At 66.2% G+C, this 19,495-nt stretch carries 9 protein-coding genes; 5 read left to right on the top strand and 4 right to left on the bottom strand.

Annotation, left to right across the window (positions count from 1 at the left end; genetic code table 11):
* Positions 1 to 30: 30 nt before the first annotated feature.
* Together RUGAMON1_RS24555 and RUGAMON1_RS24560 are read right to left on the bottom strand one after the other, a co-directional pair.
* The gene (locus RUGAMON1_RS24555; RefSeq protein ID WP_445232976.1) at positions 31 to 1,365 is read right to left on the bottom strand and encodes a cytochrome C; all 1,335 of its coding nucleotides are present in this window, start codon (positions 1,363 to 1,365) and stop codon (positions 31 to 33) included.
* A 405-nt stretch (positions 1,366 to 1,770) separates the two neighbouring features.
* Positions 1,771 to 2,124: a flagellar protein FlaG gene (locus RUGAMON1_RS24560; protein ID WP_445232977.1), complete on the bottom strand. Its 354-nt coding sequence runs from the start codon at positions 2,122 to 2,124 to the stop codon at positions 1,771 to 1,773.
* 608 nt (positions 2,125 to 2,732) lie between these two features.
* On the opposite strand from RUGAMON1_RS24560, the gene RUGAMON1_RS24565 reads away from it, so the two are divergent.
* Positions 2,733 to 2,912 carry a hypothetical protein gene (locus RUGAMON1_RS24565; protein ID WP_445232978.1) on the top strand — a complete coding sequence of 60 codons (180 nt, stop codon included), beginning with the start codon at positions 2,733 to 2,735 and terminating at the stop codon, positions 2,910 to 2,912.
* 83 nt (positions 2,913 to 2,995) lie between these two features.
* Here the strand turns inward: RUGAMON1_RS24565 and RUGAMON1_RS24570 are convergent, their stop codons facing one another.
* A complete protein-coding gene (locus tag RUGAMON1_RS24570; RefSeq protein ID WP_445232979.1) occupies positions 2,996 to 3,715 on the bottom strand; it encodes a DUF1345 domain-containing protein in 720 nt (239 codons plus the stop codon).
* A gap of 243 nt (positions 3,716 to 3,958) precedes the next feature.
* Here RUGAMON1_RS24570 and RUGAMON1_RS24575 point away from each other — a divergent pair, with 243 nt between their 5' ends.
* Positions 3,959 to 4,435: a cache domain-containing protein gene (locus RUGAMON1_RS24575; protein ID WP_445232980.1), complete on the top strand. Its 477-nt coding sequence runs from the start codon at positions 3,959 to 3,961 to the stop codon at positions 4,433 to 4,435.
* 90 nt (positions 4,436 to 4,525) lie between these two features.
* Here the strand turns inward: RUGAMON1_RS24575 and RUGAMON1_RS24580 are convergent, their stop codons facing one another.
* Positions 4,526 to 5,401, bottom strand: a complete 876-nt coding sequence (locus RUGAMON1_RS24580; RefSeq protein ID WP_445232981.1) for an AraC family transcriptional regulator ligand-binding domain-containing protein — start codon at positions 5,399 to 5,401, stop codon at positions 4,526 to 4,528.
* 301 nt (positions 5,402 to 5,702) lie between these two features.
* Between RUGAMON1_RS24580 and RUGAMON1_RS24585 the strand changes: the two genes are divergently transcribed.
* The 3 genes from RUGAMON1_RS24585 to RUGAMON1_RS24595 all read left to right on the top strand — a co-directional run.
* On the top strand, positions 5,703 to 7,133 hold the full coding sequence (locus tag RUGAMON1_RS24585) for a spinster family MFS transporter (RefSeq protein ID WP_445232982.1): 1,431 nt from the start codon (positions 5,703 to 5,705) through the stop codon (positions 7,131 to 7,133).
* 200 nt (positions 7,134 to 7,333) lie between these two features.
* Entirely contained in the window at positions 7,334 to 8,068 is a 735-nt protein-coding gene (locus RUGAMON1_RS24590) for a 4'-phosphopantetheinyl transferase family protein (protein ID WP_445232983.1), read from the top strand.
* A gap of 252 nt (positions 8,069 to 8,320) precedes the next feature.
* On the top strand, positions 8,321 to 19,495 hold an 11,175-nt coding region (locus RUGAMON1_RS24595; RefSeq protein ID WP_445232984.1), incomplete at its 3' end, for a non-ribosomal peptide synthetase.

The raw sequence follows: 19,495 nt of genomic DNA on the forward strand, positions 1-19,495 counted from the left end.
CTGTCTGGCGCAGTGGAAGGTGGGCGATCATCAGTATGCCCCCCATACGTAGACAAACACTGTGTTATTGCCGCTCGGATTGCGACCAGCGCCGTCGTAGTTCGCGACCGCGCCATGGTAACGCTTAAAATTGAAGTATTGAGCGCCCACGCGCAGATATTGAACCGGGGTCCAGAATACTTCCGGTACCCAGCCGCGTGTATCCGGATTGCTGGCAGCATCCGGATAGAGCGCCATGTCTGAGCTGCCGGTGGTGCTGAAGTAACTTAGGCTGCCCCCATAGCGCGCCCGGTAGACATAGCTGCCTTTGATTCGTAGTTGCCTGAGGCGATTGCTGGCGTTCGCTGCAATGCCCGCGACGTCTCCGTTGTCGATCGACTCGGCGATGTAGCTCAGTTGAACTGTGGCCGTATGCGGATCCAGCAGGTATTGGTACTGGGCGTCGATGCCACGGTCGCGGTAATGGATGGTGGGACCGGAAGGATTCAGGTTGTCCGGGTAAATGTTGGCATTCATCGCCATGATTCCGACCATGGCGCTATGAGGACCCCAGTCGTGGCTCAGCGCAAGTCGCGCGTAGGGATTGCTACCCTGTAGCTTGACCTGATCGGCGTTCTTTGTGCCTTGACTCAGGAACGACCAGGCGCCATTGGCGGTTTGATAGGCCGCCACTTCCGCGTACAGGGTTTGGTTCAGGAAGGCATACGCGGCCACGCCAGCGGCCTGAGTGCCCAGTTGCGACACAATGGGCGCAGCATCCGGACCGGTGACACCGAATTGAGTAGGCACGTACTGCATCCAGGCTGGCGCGGTATTCCAAGGGTCGGCCAGCGATGGATTGTTATTCAGGGTCAGGCCGAAGATCAAATCACGATCTGTATCGATCAGGCGATCAGCGTAGCGTAACTCAAAATTGTCGGATCCCCACTTGCCTTGCCACCTGCCGCTGTCGGGATTCTGGCTGTCGTAATTGTTGTAGGTCGCTTGCGCAAAGACGCCTACATTTTCGTTGATCTTGCCTGCGACAAACACGCTGCCGGTTTGGAATAGGGCGACAGCATCCTTGGCAAACGTGGGATCGTCAGTGGGCGACGAGCTCTTGGTATAGCTTGCAATCCCCATTGCCGACAGTGGGATGGCTCTGCTGCCGATGGTGTAGCCTGTCATCTTGAACAGGCGGCCATAACTCGTCAATTCCGGAAACTGGCCGCCAGCATGGCAGGCTACGCAGTTTTGACCTGTCTGGCGAGCAAATGCAGGCAGGGCATGCGCCAGTATCGGACTGCCGAGTAGCTGCACCAGCGACAACGCCGCAAGAACGCGGGGCCGGAGGTACCGGATGGAAGTGAGGCTGGTTATGTTCACGTGTGGGCACTCCAGATTGCTGATGGGACGCGGGCTGCCGACTAGAGGTCATGCCCCAAGAGATCAGCAGGAGTGGGATGACATGCACCATGCCAGATTCGGAAGGTGTGCTTAGCAAGTTGTTGGAAGTTATACAGAAACATACTGCTAAATTATTTGATACAGATCAAATGCATGTAATTCAAATTATTTAGATCGGACTGTGCCGATGAAGCAAGCGCTGGTCGAAGCCGGCATCAATTGCATGCCACCGATTGCGATCACCTGACCGGCAGCGCCCCTGACCTTGTCGCCGCGGGATTTCGCCACCGGCAAGGGACGGTCATGCAGCGGTCGCCGGCGTCGTCGCGGGGGCCAGTGCCGACCCATGTAAACCGGATTCGGCTTATTTAGCGCGAAGGAAGTTCAGCCGACCTCTTTGAGCAGCAAGCCCTTTTTGCTTTCCAGATCCTTGCCGATTTCCAGTGCCTGCTCGGATGGGAACTGGCGCAGCACCTTATGGGTTTCGGTGTCGACCACTTTGATCACCGATTGGCCGCTGCTGTCGTCGATGCTGAACTGGACTTCGCTGTTAACTTTGAGAAAACGGTTGATCGCGTCGACAGAATTCTTTAACTGCACTTTGTCGACCACCGCAGGCTTGTTCTCCGCCGCAGCGATTGCGGGAGCCGCCACAGGGGCGGTGCCGACGCCGCCGGCGGGCTTCACCTCGTTGACTCTGGGCTGGGCCGTCGTGCTGGAGATGTGAATGGGGTTCATCGCAGGCTCTTTCTATGATCGGCGCGTCCGGCGTCGCGAGTATGTCTGGCTACTGTGCTGATTAACGGCGCAGTAGACTAAAAGATTATGCCTGCGCGGTTTTTTTGCATGGCTATTTCTGCACGCTGACGGCTGAGGTGCAGGTCGATCCGATGGCGCCGCTGGTGCCTGCGCTCCCCGGTTTTGCACGAAGGTGCTCTGCAGGTCCGACACGGCGCTGTTGCGGCTGTCGCTGCTTCCGTGGCTGCTGAGTGTCATGGCCAGAGCGGGTGCTGGTGTTGAACAGCGGCGCGCCGCCCAGTGGCGAGACCTCATGCTGCAGCCTAGGGCCGCGGTTACGCCTGTCGGTGTCGGGATGCCTGTCGCCCCGCTTAGGCCTGCGGTCGATCTGTTCGAGGCGGGGTAGATCGAGAGCGCCTTGCGCGAGGCTGGAGGTGGCAAGCTATTCGCCGCCGCGTTCGATATAGGTGAGCGCCCCTAGTTGTACAAGCCTAAGAAGTTGGATCGCTAGTGTCGAGCACTTGGGCGCTGCTGGATGCCGGTCAAGTTCTGGCGATCTATGCCGTTAATAAGCTAAGACATTGTTTTTCAATCACAAGGAGCAAGCCATGACGACCGCAATCCGCAGTTCCACCAGCGTGCCGTACACTCCGCCGGCACAGGCCGCGCAGCCCCAGCGCGTGGGGCAAGACAGCGACGGTGACAACGACGGCAGCAAGGTCGGCGAGATCGAGAAACCCAAGGCAACCACCGGTACCGTCGGTACCATCATCGATACCAAGGCTTAGGGGGGGGCGGGCGGCGCGTTCCGGCCGCCGCTGCCAGATCGCGATGCACCCTGGCGCAGCGTTAAGTGCTGCCTAGGTCCATTTCAAAACAGGCCGGAGGCGATATTGATTGTCAGCGCCACCAGCGTGGCATTGAAGAAGAAGGCCAGCACGCAATGGACGGTACCGGTGTGGCGCATATTGCGACGGGTAAAACTGACGTCGGCGGTTTGCCCTGAGGTGCCGATCACACAAGCGAAATAAAAGAAGTCGCCATAGTCGGGGGCGTGTCCTCCTGGAAAATCCAGGCCGCCGGACATTCCGCGTGCCTGGGCCGCGTAATAGTCATGCGCGTAGTGCAGCGCAAACATCATCTGCGTGAAGGCCCAGGACGTCACGATCGTCAATGCCGCCAAGCCTGCGTGCGCGTAGCGCAGCATGCCTTGCATGTCCTTGACCACCGCCAGTTCAGCGACGATGGCGCCGATCGACATCAGCGCGGCGCACACCACCAGCGTCAAGATCAACAGGCGACCGTCGTCCTGCTGCAGTGCACGCTTGCGCATGCGCTCATGGCTGGACCAGAACATCATGCGGGCCGCCAGCGCGAGATACAGACAGGCGCCTAGATTCCAGCCCACCAGCATCCGCGTGACGGTGTGCCTGGCAAAGGCGTTTGGCAGTAGCCAGATGACGGCCAGTCCGAACAATGCGCTAATGAGCAGACGCGGGCGGGCGATGATGATACGAATAAAGAGTGGCGGATTTATCAAAACTATCTTCCGGAAAGGTTCAGTGGCGTGTATGGGAGGCGAGGAAAACAACTACCGGCATTCCAGTCCTCGATGGACAGAACCGCCAGTGCTATTATCAAATCGTTCGTTTATGCACCTGCGCACGAGGATACCAGTTCTCCAGCCGTGTCTGCGCAGTTCGTAGCGCCTCGATCTGTAGTGGACGCCGCTGTCGGCGTTGCTTCAGCACGGGGTTGATTGGGCGGGACGGCTTCTTTGACTGGTACGCTCAGGACAGGATTGTTGCCTGATTGGTTTAAATGGAGATCCACAATGCGTATACGCACAGCCCTTATTTCGACGCTTATTGTTCAAACCGGGATCACTGTCGGTGTCCAGGCTGCTGACGTGCACGGCAACCCGGCGGAGGCAGAGGCGATGGTGAAACAGGCGGTAGCACTGATCAAGTCTGCCGGCCCGGACAAGGCATACAAGAGCTTTAGCGAGCATCCGAATGGGGTGTTCAAGGATAGGGATTTATACGTCTTTGTGTATGACTTCGATGGCAATTGCCTCGCGCAAGGCGCGAATCCCAAGATGGTGGGCAAGAACTTGTACATCATGAAAGACGCGGATGGAAAACCATTTATCAAGGATATGATTGATCTCGTTAAATCCAAGGGCAAGGGTTGGTACGGCCCCTACAAATTTAACAATATAGCTACGTCCACTTATGAGTTGAAGAAATCTTACTGTGAACAGGGCGCTGGTAACTCCATGGTTTGTGTCGGTGTGTATGAAGGGAATTAGCGCTGCCGGCAGCGTAGCTGGCTTGTGTTTTGCCGTTCGTGAGACTTTGCTGCCTATTTATTGCACTGATGGTGGTTGCCGATGTTTTCCTTAAGCGTAAGGCTTGGAGCTGGAAGGGGGCATCGCGGTCGCTAGACGGGCATACGGAAATTTAACGTAATAGACGGGATCCGCCATGGTGTTGGCCGCCATGGCTTCGGCGCTCGGATAGTAGTCGAGGCTGGCCAGGATATTGAGCGTTCTTTCGCGCCAGGACGTGGGCCCGAAGCGGAATGCGGAGGCGCGGCACTGTTGGTGAAAAACGTGATAACTGAAGTTGCTGTGCCCGGCGTTGGGCATCTTGCCGATCTCGTTGTCGAAGCTGACCAGCGTGTACTCGTTGCCGAAATTGACCGGACAGCCAAGCTCGGCGGCATAACGCTGCGCATCGCCGGGGGCGGCATAACCAAACGTGACTTCACTGACATAGGCGCTGGCCGCCGGCCCGAAAATTTCGGCCAATAATTGTTGCGTGCCGCGGATGCTGATGTCGATCAGCAAGCGATAGAGTCTGCCCAAATCGGTGACCGGACGATAGCGCACGATGGTTTTTCCAGGTGACACGGCACCGATCAGCTCCGATGTAAACCAGCGGTTGGTCAATGGATGGAAGCGCCTTAGTAGATAGCCGGCATGCCCCACATTGCGCGCATTTCTCAGCAATCCTCCCATCGTGCCGATCGCATTGACGTTGATACGGGAGCCGAGTTCAAGTCCGGCCGCGCCCGGCTGCAACAGACGCTCGATATTCGCGTAGATGGCCAGTTCCTGCGCTTCGCTCAGCACGCTCTCGGGCCGATCCCAGGTCTTGCTGTCCAGGTGTGTTCCCGCCAGCACGTCGCCCAGATCATATCCCTGCGCAATCATGTCTTGAATGCAAAAGGGCAGCAGTATATGGATGGGCGAGGTGAGGTCGGAAGAATTCATTATTTGGCAGATATTCAGGTGATGGCCGGAATTGTTACTAAAGTGGCCGTTTCTAGCCTCGGAACCGGTACGCGGCCCCGGTATATTTTGCTCACCCGACGCGCGAGCGTCCAGCATTAAAGCAGTTTTTATATGTTGGCAGCGCGATATGTTTTCTAAAGACGCGGGAAATAATTCTAATTATATTTTTAACAGGAGATGACATCATGACCAAGGTAACCAGCCGCAAGACATCCAGCAAGGCGTTCTCGGTGGTCGGCGGGCGCGTCCAGAAACGCCTGGCGCAACCGGGTAAGCCAGCATGAGAACGAACGATTCCCGCGCGGCCGTGCCGGCGGACCGGGCCCAGGCTGGCCCGGCTGGACCGGACGGTTCCATCGATAGCGGAACGGTCGGCAAGGCCCCGGTCTCGACCGTCGCATCCGGCGCGAAGGCCGCCCTGTTCACGTTGTTTCTGATTAACTTCCTGAACTTCTTTGATCGCACGATTCCCGCCGTCGTCCTCGAACCGATCCGCAAGGAGTTCGCGCTCGACGACATGATGCTGGGCCTGATGGGCACCACATTTACGCTCATGTATGCGCTCGCCGGCTTGCCGCTGGGGCGCCTGTCGGACCGGGTCAGGCGCACCCGCGTGCTGGCCGGCGGCGTCTTCGTGTGGAGCCTGATGACCGCCGCTTCAGGCCTGGCGTGGAATTTCGGCTCTTTCCTGCTGATACGCCTTGGTGTGGGAATCGGCGAGGCAAGCTGCGCGCCGGCGTCCAATTCGATGATCGGCGACCTGTATCCATCGAAGCAGCGGGCGCGGGCGCTCGGCCTGTTCATGCTCGGTCTGCCCTTGGGCAGCCTGGCCTGCTTCATGCTCGTCGGATATCTGGCGCACAACTATGGCTGGCGCGCGCCGTTTTACCTCGCGGCCGTACCCGGCTTCGTCGTGGCCTTACTGGTGCTCCGGCTGCGCGAGCCAGTGCGCGGCGCCCAGGAGGGGCATGCGGCGGGCACGCTGGCGCCGGTAGCCCGGCCATACCGCAGCGTGCTGGCCATTCCGACGCTGTGGTGGATCATCGTGTCGGGGGCGGCGCTCAATTTTGCTTCGTACGCCATGAGCACCTTCCTGCCGTCTCTGATGATACGTTACCACCACGTCAACGTGGCGCAGGCGGGCATGGTGGCGGCCATCGTGTTGGGCGTGACGGGCCTGATCGGCTTGACGGCTGGCGGATGGATCGCCGACCGGGTGCACCAGGCTTTCGTGCGCGGGCGCCTGCTGCTCGGCGCGATCTGCCTGCTGGTCTCGGCGCCTTTGCTATGGCTCGGCCTGACGCGCGCCGCCGGCGATGTGGTCGCGGTGACGGCGCTGCTGTCACTTGGCTGGCTGTTGTACTTCATGTATTTCGTGACCGTTTATGCGTCGATCCAGGACGTCGTGGAGGCGCGTTTGCGCGCGACGGCGATGTCCGTGTATTTCTTCTTCCAGTACATACTTGGCGCGGGCTTCGGCACCATCGTCACCGGGGCGCTGTCGGACCGGCTTGCCGTACGGGCCATGCAGGCAGAGCATGCGCAGGCCATGACGGACGGGTTCCGCGCCATCGGCCTGCAAGGTGCGCTGAGCCTGGCCGTGCCGGGTGCGATCTTCATCACCGGCCTCGCGTTGTGTTTGGCGGCGCGTAGCTTCGCCGCCGACGCGGCGCGGGTCGCCCCGCTTAACGGCCCTTCGCCGGTCAAGTAGAGGAGACCGAGATGCGCGCAAGCGCGAACGAGCATGCCAGGCAAGACGAAAAATGGCATGCAGGTGAGAGTTGTATTAATTGACAACTTTTCGCGTACGCTGTAGCATGGAATTTCATCAAAACACTTGAAATTCGCCATGCGTCAGCGTTTGTCTACCTATGGTCGGGCCAGGATCGCGGCCGGGCCACGGTCCGTCACTTGAACGGCGCGACTGCCGATGCCTTGCCTCTGGTCTTGCCGGAGCGGGCAGCGCACGTCTGGCTTGCCAATCCGGAACTGATCTCGCCTGAGCGCCTGGTGGCGCGCCACTACCACCTGCTCAGCGCCGAGGAGTGTGAGCGGTACCGGCGTTTCTATTTCGAGCGTGATCGCCATTTGTACCTGGCGGCGCATGCGCTGCTCAGGCTGACCTTGGCGCGTTATGCCGCGCTGTCTCCGGAGCTGATCCGCTTTTCGCAGGGTCTGCATGGCAAGCCTTACGCGGAGTTGCCGCCCCCCTGCGCAGATCTTACCTTCAACCTGAGCCATACCGCCGGTCTGGTCGGCTGCGTGATCGCACGCGGCGGCGACTGCGGCATCGATATCGAGCGGCCGCGGCCGATGGAGGATTTGGCGGCGATCGCCCGCCCGCTATTTTCGCCGGAAGAGCTGACCCGGCTGTCGCAAGGCAGCGCAAGCGAACGGCTGGCGTATTTTTTTGATATCTGGACGCTCAAGGAGGCCTACGCCAAGGCCACCGGGCGCGGTATCGGCGACCGCCTGACCGGGGTATCGTTCAGCATCGGCCCGCAGGGGGCGGCGTGTCGGATCGATGGCGTCGACGCCGGGGAGGGCTGGAGTTTTCATCGCATGGCGCCGACCGGCGAGCATGTGCTGGCGTTGGCGCTGCGCTACCCGGCATCGGCGGTGAAGGTCCGTACGCTGGCCTTGTAACGCCCGGCGCCGGCGTGGCAGCCAGCCGGGGTGTTAATGCTATCCTAATTTTCCTATTCTGCCAAGAAATCCCGCTCGTATCCCTTCCTCTTCCGCTCGTTGATAATTCGGCCAGTCCGCTCCCTGGCCGCCAACCCCGTTTTGCCTGTCCTGCCGCCGCTGCGGGCGGCGACGGCATGGCTGCCCCGCGTGCCTGCCATGCCGGCCGCCTCCGGTATGGAATTGCTGAATTCCCTTTTATGCGAGTGTTCTATGCCATGCCTCTCAGGAAGTACGAATCTGGTCGAGTTGTTGCTGAGCCGTGCGGCTTCGGCGCCCGATGATGTCGCCTATATTTTCCTGGCCGATGGTGGCGAGGCGGAGCAGCGTATCAGCTATGCCGAACTGGACGCCCGAGCCCGCGCGATCGGCGCCGACCTGCAGGCCCGCCAGCGGGCGTCCGGCCGGCCGGTGCTGCTGTTGTTCGCCCCCGGCATCGACTACATCTGCGCGTTTTTTGGCTGCCTGTACGGCGGTGCCATCCCGGTGCCGGCCTATCCGCCGACCAGCGCGCGCCAGTTGCCCCGCCTGCAGGCGATCCTGACCGACGCCCAGGCGGAAACCGCCTTCACCACGGCGGCCGACTTGCAACGCATCAGCGCGATGGAGCGCAAGGGCGCCAAGCTGACAGTGAGCGACTGGCTGCTGGTCGACGCGCCGGCAGTGCCGGCCGAGCACTGGCGCGATCCCGGCCTGGACGGAGCCAGCCTGGCCTTCCTGCAATACACCTCGGGTTCGACCAGCACCCCCAAGGGCGTCATGGTCAGCCACGCCAATGTGATCACCAATATGACGCTGGCCGGACTGCGCATGGGCGCCTGCGAAGGCGACGTATCGTTGTACTGGCTGCCGCCGTATCACGACTTCGGCCTGATCGGCGGCATCATCTATCCGCTGATCTGGGGCCATCCCTCGGTGCTGATGCGGCCGGCTTCCTTCCTGCTCAATCCGTATCGCTGGCTCAAGGCGATCAGCGACTACCGGGCCACCATCACCGGCGGCCCGAATTTCGCGTTTGACCTGTGCGTGCGCAAGATCGACGCGGCGCAGCGCGCCTCGCTCGACCTGAGCCGGCTGCGGGTGGCGCTGAACGGCGCCGAGCCGATCCGCGGCGACACGCTGCGCGCCTTCAGCGACGCCTTCGCCGGTTGCGGTTTCCGGCCGCAGGCATGGCTGCCGGCCTACGGTCTGGCGGAGTCGACCTTGATGGTGAGCGGGCGCCTGCAGCTGCAGGCCTCGGCGGACGAGGTGGCGCTCGAGAGCGCGCTGTCGAAGCACGCGCTGGCGCAAAAAACGGTGGCGCCCGGCGCCGGCGCGGACCGCGTGATGCTGGCCAGCTGCGGCCCGGCGCTGGACGACACCGAGTTGGCCATCGTCGATCCCGCGACGCGGCGGCGTTGCCATCCCGAGCAGGTCGGCGAGATATGGGTGCGCAGCACTTCGGTGGCGCAAGGCTATTGGGGCCGCCCGCAGCAAACCGAGGAGACCTTCCACGCCGTCATCGCCGACGACGGGCAGGGCGGTTACATGCGCACCGGCGACCTGGGCTTCCTGCGCGAGGGCGAACTGCATTTGTGTGGGCGCCTGAAGGATTTGATCGTCGTCAACGGCCGCAATGTCTATCCGCAGGATGTGGAAAACGCCTCCTGCGAGTCGGACGCGCGCCTGCGCATCGACGGCGCGGTCAGCTTCTCGCTGAGCGAGGGGCCGGTCGAGCAGCTGGTGCTGGTGCAGGAGCTGGAGTTCCGCGCCGAGGCCGACGCCGCCTTGTTCGGCGTCATCGCGACGGCGGTGCTGCAGCTGGTCGGAGTGGCCCCGGACGTGGTGCTGCTGCTCAAAGCGGGCCACCTGCCGCGTACCTCCAGCGGCAAGGTGCAGCGCCAGTTGTGCAAGCGTTACTTCCTCGACGGCGAACTGGACGTGGTGGCGCGCTGGGACCGGCCGGCGCCGGCCTCGTCTGCGCCGCCGTTGGCGTCCGCGGTGCTGATCGGCGACTGGCTGTGTGAGCAGCTGGCCGGGCGCATTGGTCTGCCGGCGGCGCAGATCGACCGCCATCAGCCGTTCGCCTATTACGGCCTGGATTCGCAAGGCACGGTGCAACTGGGCGCGGCGCTGGGCGCCTGGCTGGGCCTGTCGGTCGAGCCGACCGTGTTCTGGGATTATCCAACCGTCGCCGCGCTGGCCGCGCACCTGGCCGCGCTGCCTGCCGCCGCGCCGCAGGCGCCGGCGGCGGCGCCGGACGGCGACGCCATCGCCATCGTCGGCATGGCCTGCCGGCTGCCCGGCGCGGACGGCGTCGACGCCTTCTGGCGCCTGCTGGAGCAGGGGCAGGCGGCGACCGGCGCCGCACCGGAGGCACGGATCGCGGCCGGCACGTTTACGCGCGCCGCCATACACCCGCCGCGCACCGGCCTGGCCGGTTTCCTCGCGCAGGTCGACCAGTTCGAGCCGCAATTTTTCGGCATCTCGCCGCTGGAGGCGGCGCGCCTGGACCCGCAGCAAAGGCTGGCGCTGGAGGTGGCCTGGGAGGCGCTGGAGGACGCCGGCCTGGCGCCGGCGCGGCTGGCGGGCACGAACGGCGGCGTCTTCCTCGGCATCGCCACCCACGACTATGAACATCTGCAGGGCCTCGACGGTGGCGACGCCGGCGTCTACGCCGCCACCGGCAGCGCCGCCAGCATCGCCGCCAACCGGCTGTCGTATGTGCTGGACTGGCGTGGCCCCAGCCTGGCGATCGACACCGCCTGCTCGTCGTCGCTGGTGGCGCTGCACCTGGCTTGCCAGAGCCTGCGCAGCGGCGAATCGGGCGTGGCGCTGGCCGGCGGCGTCAATCTGATCCTGGCCAGCGAGGCCAGCGCGCCGTTCGCCCAGGCCGGCATGCTGTCCGCCGACGGCCGCTGCAAGAGCTTCGACGCGGCGGCCGACGGCTATGTGCGCGGCGAGGGCTGCGGCATGCTGGTGCTCAAGCGCCTGTCCGACGCCCTGCGCGACGGCGACCCGATCCGGGCGCTGGTGCGCGGTTCCGCGGTTGGCCAGGATGGCCGCAGCAACGGGCTGATCGCGCCCAATGGCCAAGCCCAGGTCGAGGTGCTGCGCAGCGCGCTGCGCGCCGCCCGGGTCGAGCCGGCCCGCATCGCCTACGTCGAGACCCATGGCACCGGCACGGTGTTGGGCGATCCAATCGAGCTCAACGCCCTGAAGGCGGTGTTGTTGCCCGGCCGTCCGGCGCAGCAGCGCTGCGTGCTGGGCGCCCTCAAGACTAATATCGGCCACCTGGAGGCGGCCGCCGGCGTGGCCGGCGTGCTCAAGGTGGTGCTGGCGCTGCAGCGGCGCGCCATCCCGCCCAATCTGCATTATCACCAACCCAACCCGCATTGTTCGCTGGCCGGCACCGCGCTGGCCATCCCCACCAGCGTGCTGCCGTGGCCTGACGAGGCCTTGCCCCGCGTGGCCGGGGTCAGCTCGTTCGGCTTTGGCGGCACCTTGGCGCATGCCATCGTCGAACAGGCGCCGCAGCAGGCGCCGTCCGGCCCTGGCCGGCCGTTGCAGCTGCTGACGCTGTCCGCCCGCAGCCCCGAGGCGCTGGCGCAATTGAGCGCCGCGCTGGGTCGTCACCTGGAGGCCTGCCCCGGGCTGGCGCTGGCCGACGTGGCCTATACCCATCAGAGCGGACGCAACGCTTTCGCGGCGCGGCGCATGCTGCTGTGCCGCGACAGCGCCGAGGCCGCGCTGGCGCTGGCGCGGCCGGCGCCGCAGGCGAACCAGCAGCTGGCCGGCGCGCCGGCGCCGCTGGTGTTCATGTTCCCCGGCCAGGGCGCGCAGCAAGCGGGCATGGTGCGCGACTTGTACCGGCACGTGGCGCTGTTCCGCCAGCAGCTTGACGCCGGCGCCGACATCGCGCTGCGGCTGGGCCAGTTCGACCTGCGCGCCGTGCTGGGACTGGACGGCCGCGACGACGACGCGGCGCAGGCCCTGATGCAGCAGACCCGCTATTCGCAGCCGGCGCTGTTCGTCATCGAATATGCGCTGGCGCGGCTGTGGATGGCCTGCGGCGTGCAGCCGCAGGCGCTGGTAGGCCATAGCTTGGGCGAATATGTGGCGGCCTGCCTGGCCGGCGTGTTCTCGTTCGAGGACGGGCTGGCGCTGGTGCTGGCCCGCGGCGTATGGATGCAGCAGACCGCCGACGGCGCCATGCTCAGCGTCATGCTGTCGGAGCAGGAGGTGCTGCCGCTGCTGACCGCTGGGCTGTCGCTGGCCGCCGTCAACGGCGCCCAGCGCTGCGTGGTGTCCGGCGCTGCCGACCCGATGGCCGCTTTCGAGCGCGTGCTGACCGCGCGCGGCGTCGCCAGCCGGCCGCTGCGCACCACGCGCGGCTTCCACTCGGCGCTGATGGACCCGGTCATGCCGGCGCTGCGCGCGCTGCTGGGCGGCATGCGGCTGAACCGGCCGCAACTGCCATTGCTGTCGAACGTCAGCGGCGGCTGGATCAGCGACGCCGAGGCCTGCGATCCGGAATACTGGGTGCGCCACATGCGCGCCCCGGTGCGCTTCATGCAGTGCCTGGACAGCCTGCACGACTGGGCCGCGAACGGCCGCCTGACGCTGCTGGAGGTCGGCCCCGGCCGCACCCTGAGCAGCCTGGCGCGCCAGTACGCCAACGAGGTGGCGGCGCCGGCCTGGAGCACGCTGGCCTCGCTGGCGGCCGATCCGGCCCGGGACGCCGATCTTGAGACCCACCTGCATGCGCTCGGCCAGTTCTGGCTGGCCGGCCACGCCATCGACTGGAACGCGGTGCACGCCGGCCAAGCCGTGCAGCGCCTGCATTTACCGACTTATCCGTTTCAACGGCAGCGCCACTGGGTCGAAACGCCCGCCGCCGCCGTCCCCGATCCGGCCGCGCCGAACGACGCCGGCCAACCGAACCGACCCTTGGAGCAATCTCGCATGTCATCAAGTCATCAAGCCACCGCCGCCCGCATCACGCAGATCGAACGCAACATCACCGACGTCATCGGTGCGCTGCTGCACATCGACCCAAGCCAGATCAACGCCAACGCGCCGCTGCTGGAGCTGGGCGCCGATTCGCTGATCCTGGTGCAGGCGGTGCGCAAGATCGAGGGCGACTACGCGGTCACCATCACGATACGCCAGCTGTTCGAGGAGCTGTCGACGGTGGCCGCGCTGGCCAGGTTCATCGAGTCGCGCATGGCGCCGCCGCCGGTCGTCGCGCAGCCCGATCCGGCGGCGGCGCCGTCGGCGATGGAATCGCTGTTGGCGCGCCAGATGGAGAGCATGAGCCAGATGGCGGAGCTGATGGCCAAACAGATGGCCATGCTGAACGGCCAGCAGGCGGCTGTCCAGGCGCCGTTGACGGCGGCGCCGGCCGTGGCAGCCGCCGCGCCGTCCGCGCCGGCCAGCCAGTTCGACCCGTATCGCGCGCTGTCGGCGCGCCAGGGCGCCTACCTGCAGCAATTCATGCAGCGATTTATCGCCCGCACCCAGGGGTCGAAGGCGCATACCGCCACCCATCGCCCGGTGCTGGCCGACTATCGCGCGCGCGCCGGCTTCCGCTTTTCCGCCAGCGACCCGGTGCTGCCGCTGACGCTCAAGCCGCTGTTCTACCCGATCGTGGTGGAGCGGTCGCAGGATGCGCAGTTGTGGGACGTCGACGGCAATCAATACGTCGACCTGACCATGGGCTTCGGCGCCCACCTGTTCGGCCACAATCCGGCCTTCGTGCGGGAAGCGCTGCAGCGCCAGATCGGCCTGGGCCTGCAACTGGGGCCGCAGTCGCCGCTGGCTGGCGAGGTGGCGCAACTGGTCAGCCAGCTGACCGGCATGCAGCGCGTGGCGTTCTGCAACTCCGGCACCGAGGCCGTCATGCTGGCCGTGCGCCTGGCGCGCACCGCGACCGGCCGCAAGAAGGTCGCCATGTTCCTGGGCTCGTATCACGGCTGGGCCGACCCTACGCTGGTCGGCACGCAAGCCAATAGCGACCAAGCCGGCGCCGCCGCGCCGCTGATGCCGGGCCTGCATCCCGGCATCGAAGAGCATGCGTTGATGATGGACTACGACAGCGCGCAGGCGCTGGCCACCATCCGCGCCCACGCCCACGAGCTGGCCGCCGTGCTGGTCGAGCCGGTGCAGGGCCGCCGTCCCGAGATCCAGCCGGGCGCCTTCCTGCGCGAGCTGCGCGCCCTGACCACCGAACTGGACATCCCGCTGATTTTCGACGAGATGATCACCGGCTTCCGCCTGGCCCCGGGCGGCGCCCAGGAATGGTTCGGCGTGCGCGCCGACATCGCCACCTACGGCAAGGCCGCCGGCGGCGGCATGCCGCTGGGGATAGTCGCCGGCGCGCCGCGCTACCTGGACGGCGTCGATGGCGGCGCCTCGCCTTACGACGGCGGCGCCCGCGTGCCGACCACCTTCTTCGCCGGCACCTTCAGCAAGCATCCGCTGACCATGGCGGCCACCAAGGCCGTCATGCAGCACATGATCGCGGCCGGCGGCGCGCTGCAGCAGGAGCTGACGCGCCGCACCAGTGCGCTGGTGGAGCGCCTGAACCAGCTGTTCGCGGCCGAGCAGGTGTCGATGCAGATCGTGCAATGCGGCTCGCTGTTCCGCCTCAACACGGTCAACAACCTGGACCTGTTCTGCTATCACCTGGTGGCGCGCGGCATCTACATCTGGGAAGGCCGCAATATGTTCGTCTCGACCGCCCACACCGATGCCGATCTCGAACAAGTGTTCCAGGCGTTCGCCGCCAGCATACGCGACATGCGCGAAGGCGGTTTCTTCCCCCCGTCCGGCGGCGCCGGCGGTATCGCCTTCGACCACGGCACGCCGGCCGCCATGACGCCGGCCGCCGTCACGCCGGCGCCGGTGGCCGCACCGGTGTTGTATGAGGCTTCGGCCGCGCAGCGCCGCCTGTGGCTGCTGCATCAGCTCGATGCCGGCAACACCGCCTATCACGTGGCGGCCCAGTTGCCGCTGGCCCAGGGCGTGACCCGCGCGGCGCTCGAGCGCGTGCTCGGCATCGTCGTCGCCCGCCACGAGAGCCTGCGCACCGTCTGCGTCGAGGATGCCGACGGCCAGCTGCTGCAATCGGTGCAGGCGGCCGCGCCGGTGATCCTCGAAGAGCGCATCATCGCCTCCGAGCCGGCGCTGCGTCAGCATGTGCGGCAATTCTCCACCCTGGCGTTCGACCTGCGGCGCGGACCGCTGTTCCGCGCCGAGCTGCTGCGCACTTGGGACGGCCGCCTGCTGCTGGCCTGGTGCATGCATGAAATCGTCGCCGACGGCACCTCGGCCGTCATCCTCGAGCGCGAGGTGCTGGCGTTGTTGCACGCCGAAACCGCGGGGCACGCCGCCGCGTTGCCGCCGCTGGCGATCCAGTACCGCGACTACGCCGCGCGTCAGAATGCCGCGCTGGCCCGGCCCGGCGAAGATCCCAGCCGCAGCTACTGGCACCAGCAGCTGGAGGGCGAGCTGCCGCGCGTGCAGCTGCCGTTCGACTTCCCGCTGTCGGCCACCACGCCGACCGCCGGCGCGATGTACCGCTTCAGCCTCACCGGTCCAGGCTACGACAGCCTGAAGGCGCTGTGCCGTGGCAGCCGCGCCACCTTGTTCATGGTGCTGCAGGCGGCGTTGTCGGTCTGGCTGGCGCGCCTGAGCGGCACGCGCGACATCGTGGTCGCCACGCCGGTGGCGGGGCGCGACTCGGCCGAGGTTGAACCGCTGATCGGTTTCTTCCTCAATACCGTGCTGCTGCGCACCCAGGTGGCGCCGGACGCCTCGTTCGAGCAGGTGCTGGCGCTGAGCAAGGAAGTGGCATTGCAATTGCTGGAACACCAGAACTATCCGTTCGAGCAGCTGATCGAGGAACTCGATCTGCCGCGCCCGGCCAACCAGTTCCCGGTCACGCCGGTGCTGTTCAATGTACTCAACTTCCTCGACAAGCAACTGCCGTTGGCCAGCACTGCGGCCAGCCACCACGTGGTCGACCTGGACGTGCGGGTCGAGCTGGAGCTCAACATCCAGGAGCATGCCAACGCCATCTCGTTTGAATGCCAGTACCGCAGCGCGCTGTTCACGCCGGCCACCATCGAGTACCTGATGGGCCAGTGGCTGTCGCTGCTGGAGCAGGTGGCGCGCGCGCCGCGCACGGCGGTGGCGCAGCTGGCCCTGTTCGAGCGGGCGCCGCTGGCGTCGCCGTACCTGGCGTTCGCCAACGCCTTGCCGGCCACGCCGGCGCCGGCCACGGTGCTCGAGCGCCTGCGCGCGGTCACGGCGGCCACGCCGGACGGCGTGGCGCTGGAATGGCAGGGGCAGCAATGGAGCTACGCGACGCTGGCGGCCGAGAGCGACCGCGTGGCGGGCCAGTTGCAGCAGCTCGGCTGCGCGCCGGGCGAGGTGGTGGGCCTGCTGCTGGAGCAGCCGCTGGCCCACATCGCCGCGGTGATCGGCACGATGAAGGCGGGCGCGGTGTTCATGACGCTCGACCCGCAGGACCCGGAGAGCCGCCTGCGCACGCTGGTGGGACGCGCCGAACCGGGTTGGTGGATCGCCGAAGACGCGGCCGCCGGCGCGCTGGAGGCGGTGGCCGCCCAGCTGGGCACGCCGCCGCGCGGCATCTGGATCGGCGCCGGCGCGCCGGCCGCCGGGCTGACGCCGCAGGTGGCCCAGGCCAGTTGCGCGCCGCTGGCGCAACAGCTGCGCGATCCGTGCTACCTGTTCTTCACGTCCGGTTCGAGCGGCACGCCCAAGCCCATCCTGGGATCGGTGGGCGGGCTGGCCCAGTTCATCGACTGGGAGATCAACGCCTTCGGCCTGGACGCGCAGTGCCGCGTGAGCCAGCTGACGGCGCCGACCTTCGACGCCTTCCTGCGCGACCTGTTCGTGCCGCTGTGCGCGGGCGGCACGCTGTGCCTGCCGCCGGCGCGCAAGCTGGCGCTGGACCAGATGCTTGAATGGCTGGGCAGCTCCGGCGTCACGCTGGTGCACTGCGTGCCGTCGTTGCTGCGCGCGCTGCTGTCGTTCGACCAGTTGCAGGCGGCCGACGTGGCGCGCCTGGCTGCGCTGCGCACCATCTGCCTGTCGGGCGAGGTGCTGCTGCCGGCCACGGTGCAACAATTCCGCGAGGTGTTCGGCGACGGCGTCGAGCTGGTCAACTTCTACGGCGCGTCGGAAACGACGATGATCCGCTGCCACCACCGCATCGTCGCGGCCGACGTGGAACGCGGCTACATCCCGATCGGCAAGCCGATCGCGGCCACGCAGATGATCGTGCTGGACGCCGACGGCGTGGCGTGCCCGGTCGGCACGCCCGGCGAGATCTATGTGCGCTCGGCGTTCTTCACGCTGGGCTACTACCGCGACGCGGCGCTGAGCGCGCAGGTGTTCGTGCCCAACCCGCTGCGTCCCGGTGCCGACGAAGTGGTGTACCGCAGCGGCGACATGGGCGTGCTGCTGGCCGACGGCAACCTGCGCTTCCTCGGACGGCGCGACGGCCAGGTCAAGGTCAACGGCGTGCGCATCGAAGTGGGCGAGATCGAGAACGCGCTGCTGAGCCATCCGGAGATCGCCGAGGCGGCCGTGGTGGCGCGCAGCGCGGAGGACGGATCGACCTCGCTGCACGCCTATGTGGTGGCGCGCGGCGAACTGCCGCCGGACCTGCGCCAGTTCCTGGCCACGCGCATGGCGCAGGCGGCGCTGCCGCACAGCATCGATGGACTGGACGCGCTGCCGATGACCTCCAGCGGCAAGGTCGATCGCAAGGCGCTGGGCGCCCGCAAGGATGTGGATGCGCCGTCGGCGACCGCCTATGCGGCGCCGGTGACGGCGACCCAGGAGGCGCTGGCCAAGCTGTACGGCGAGGTGCTGGGCCGGGAACGGGTCGGCATCCACGACGACTTCTTCGCGCTGGGCGGCCATTCGCTGCGCGCGCTGATGGTGCTGGCGCGCATCCGCAAGGCGTTCGACGTGGTGTTGGCGTTGCGGGTGCTGTTCGAGACGCCGACGGTGGCCGGCCTGGCCGAGCGGGTGGACGCGCTGCGCGCCGCCAGCACGGCGGCGCTGCCGACGATTGCCGCGTTGGCGCCGCAGGAATCGTATGCGGTGTCGGCCGCGCAGCGCCGTCTGTGGCTGCTGCATAAGCTGGACGCGTCGAGCACCGCGTACCACGTGCCGGCGCTGTTGCCGCTGGACGCGGCGGTCACGCGGGAGGCGCTGGAAAGCGCGCTGGCGGCGGTGGCGGCACGCCACGAAACGCTGCGTACCGTGTTCTTCGAGGACGACGACGGCCAGCTGCGCCAGCGCGTCGAGCCGGCCGTCGCGGTCGCGGTGGCGGAGCGCGTCATCGGCTCCGAGGAGGAACTGCGCCGGCACGTGCTGGCGTTCACCACCCGCGCGTTCGACCTGCGCGACGGCGCGCTGTTCCGCGGCGAGCTGCTGCGCACCTGGGACGGCCGCCTGCTGCTGGCCTGGTGCATGCATGAGATCATCGCCGACGGCAGCTCGGGCATGTTGCTCGAGCGCGAGGTGATGGCGCTGCTGAAGCAGGGCGCCGAGGGCGGCCCCGCGCTGCCGGCGCTGGCGATCCAGTACCGCGACTTCGCGGCCTGGCAGAACGGTTTGATCTCGGCGCAGGCCGAACACCCCAGCCGTGGCTACTGGCACCAGCAGCTGGAGGGCGAGCTGCCGCGCGTGCAGCTGCCGTTCGACTTCCCGCTGTCGGCCACCACGCCGACCGCCGGCGCGCGCTACAGCGTCAGCTTGACCGGCGCGGCGTGCGAAAGCTTGAAAGCGCTGTGCGCAGCGCGCGGCAACACGCTGTTCATGGTGCTGCAGGCCGCGCTGTCGGTGTGGCTGGCGCGCCTGAGCGGCACGCGCGACATCGTGGTCGCCACGCCGGTGGCGGGGCGCGACCTGGCCGAGGTGGAGCCGCTGATCGGCTTCTTCCTCAATACCGTGCTGCTGCGCACCCCGGTGGCGCCGGACGCCCCGTTCGAGCAGGTGCTGGCGCTGAGCAAGGAGATCGCGCTGCAGGCGCTGGAACACCAGCAGTATCCGTTCGAGCAGCTGATCGAGGAACTCGATCTGCCGCGTCCTGCCAACCAGTTCCCGGTCACGCCGGTGCTGTTCAATGTGCTCAACTTCCTCGACGAGCAGCTGCCGCTGGAGAACGGCGCGGCGCATCATTCGGAAGCCGAACTCGATGTCAAGGTCGAGTTCGAGCTGACGGTGCAGGAACATGCCAACGCGATCGCCTTCACCTGCCAGTACCGCAGCGCGCTGTTCACGCCGGCCACCATCGAGTACCTGATGGGCCAGTGGCTGTCGCTGCTGGAGCAGGTGGCGCGCGCGCCGCGCACGGCGGTGGCGCAG

Source organism: Duganella rhizosphaerae, assembly GCF_040364205.1.
Classification (GTDB): domain Bacteria; phylum Pseudomonadota; class Gammaproteobacteria; order Burkholderiales; family Burkholderiaceae_D; genus Rugamonas; species Rugamonas rhizosphaerae.

What these genes read in the sequence shown, in the direction of transcription:
- RUGAMON1_RS24585 (WP_445232982.1), top strand. Translation starts at nt 5,703, where the DNA reads ATGAGAACGAACGATTCCCGCGCGGCCGTGCCGGCGGACCGGGCCCAG.
- RUGAMON1_RS24560 (WP_445232977.1), bottom strand. Translation starts at nt 2,124, where the DNA reads ATGAACCCCATTCACATCTCCAGCACGACGGCCCAGCCCAGAGTCAAC.
- RUGAMON1_RS24575 (WP_445232980.1), top strand. Translation starts at nt 3,959, where the DNA reads ATGCGTATACGCACAGCCCTTATTTCGACGCTTATTGTTCAAACCGGG.
- RUGAMON1_RS24565 (WP_445232978.1), top strand. Translation starts at nt 2,733, where the DNA reads ATGACGACCGCAATCCGCAGTTCCACCAGCGTGCCGTACACTCCGCCG.
- RUGAMON1_RS24580 (WP_445232981.1), bottom strand. Translation starts at nt 5,401, where the DNA reads ATGAATTCTTCCGACCTCACCTCGCCCATCCATATACTGCTGCCCTTT.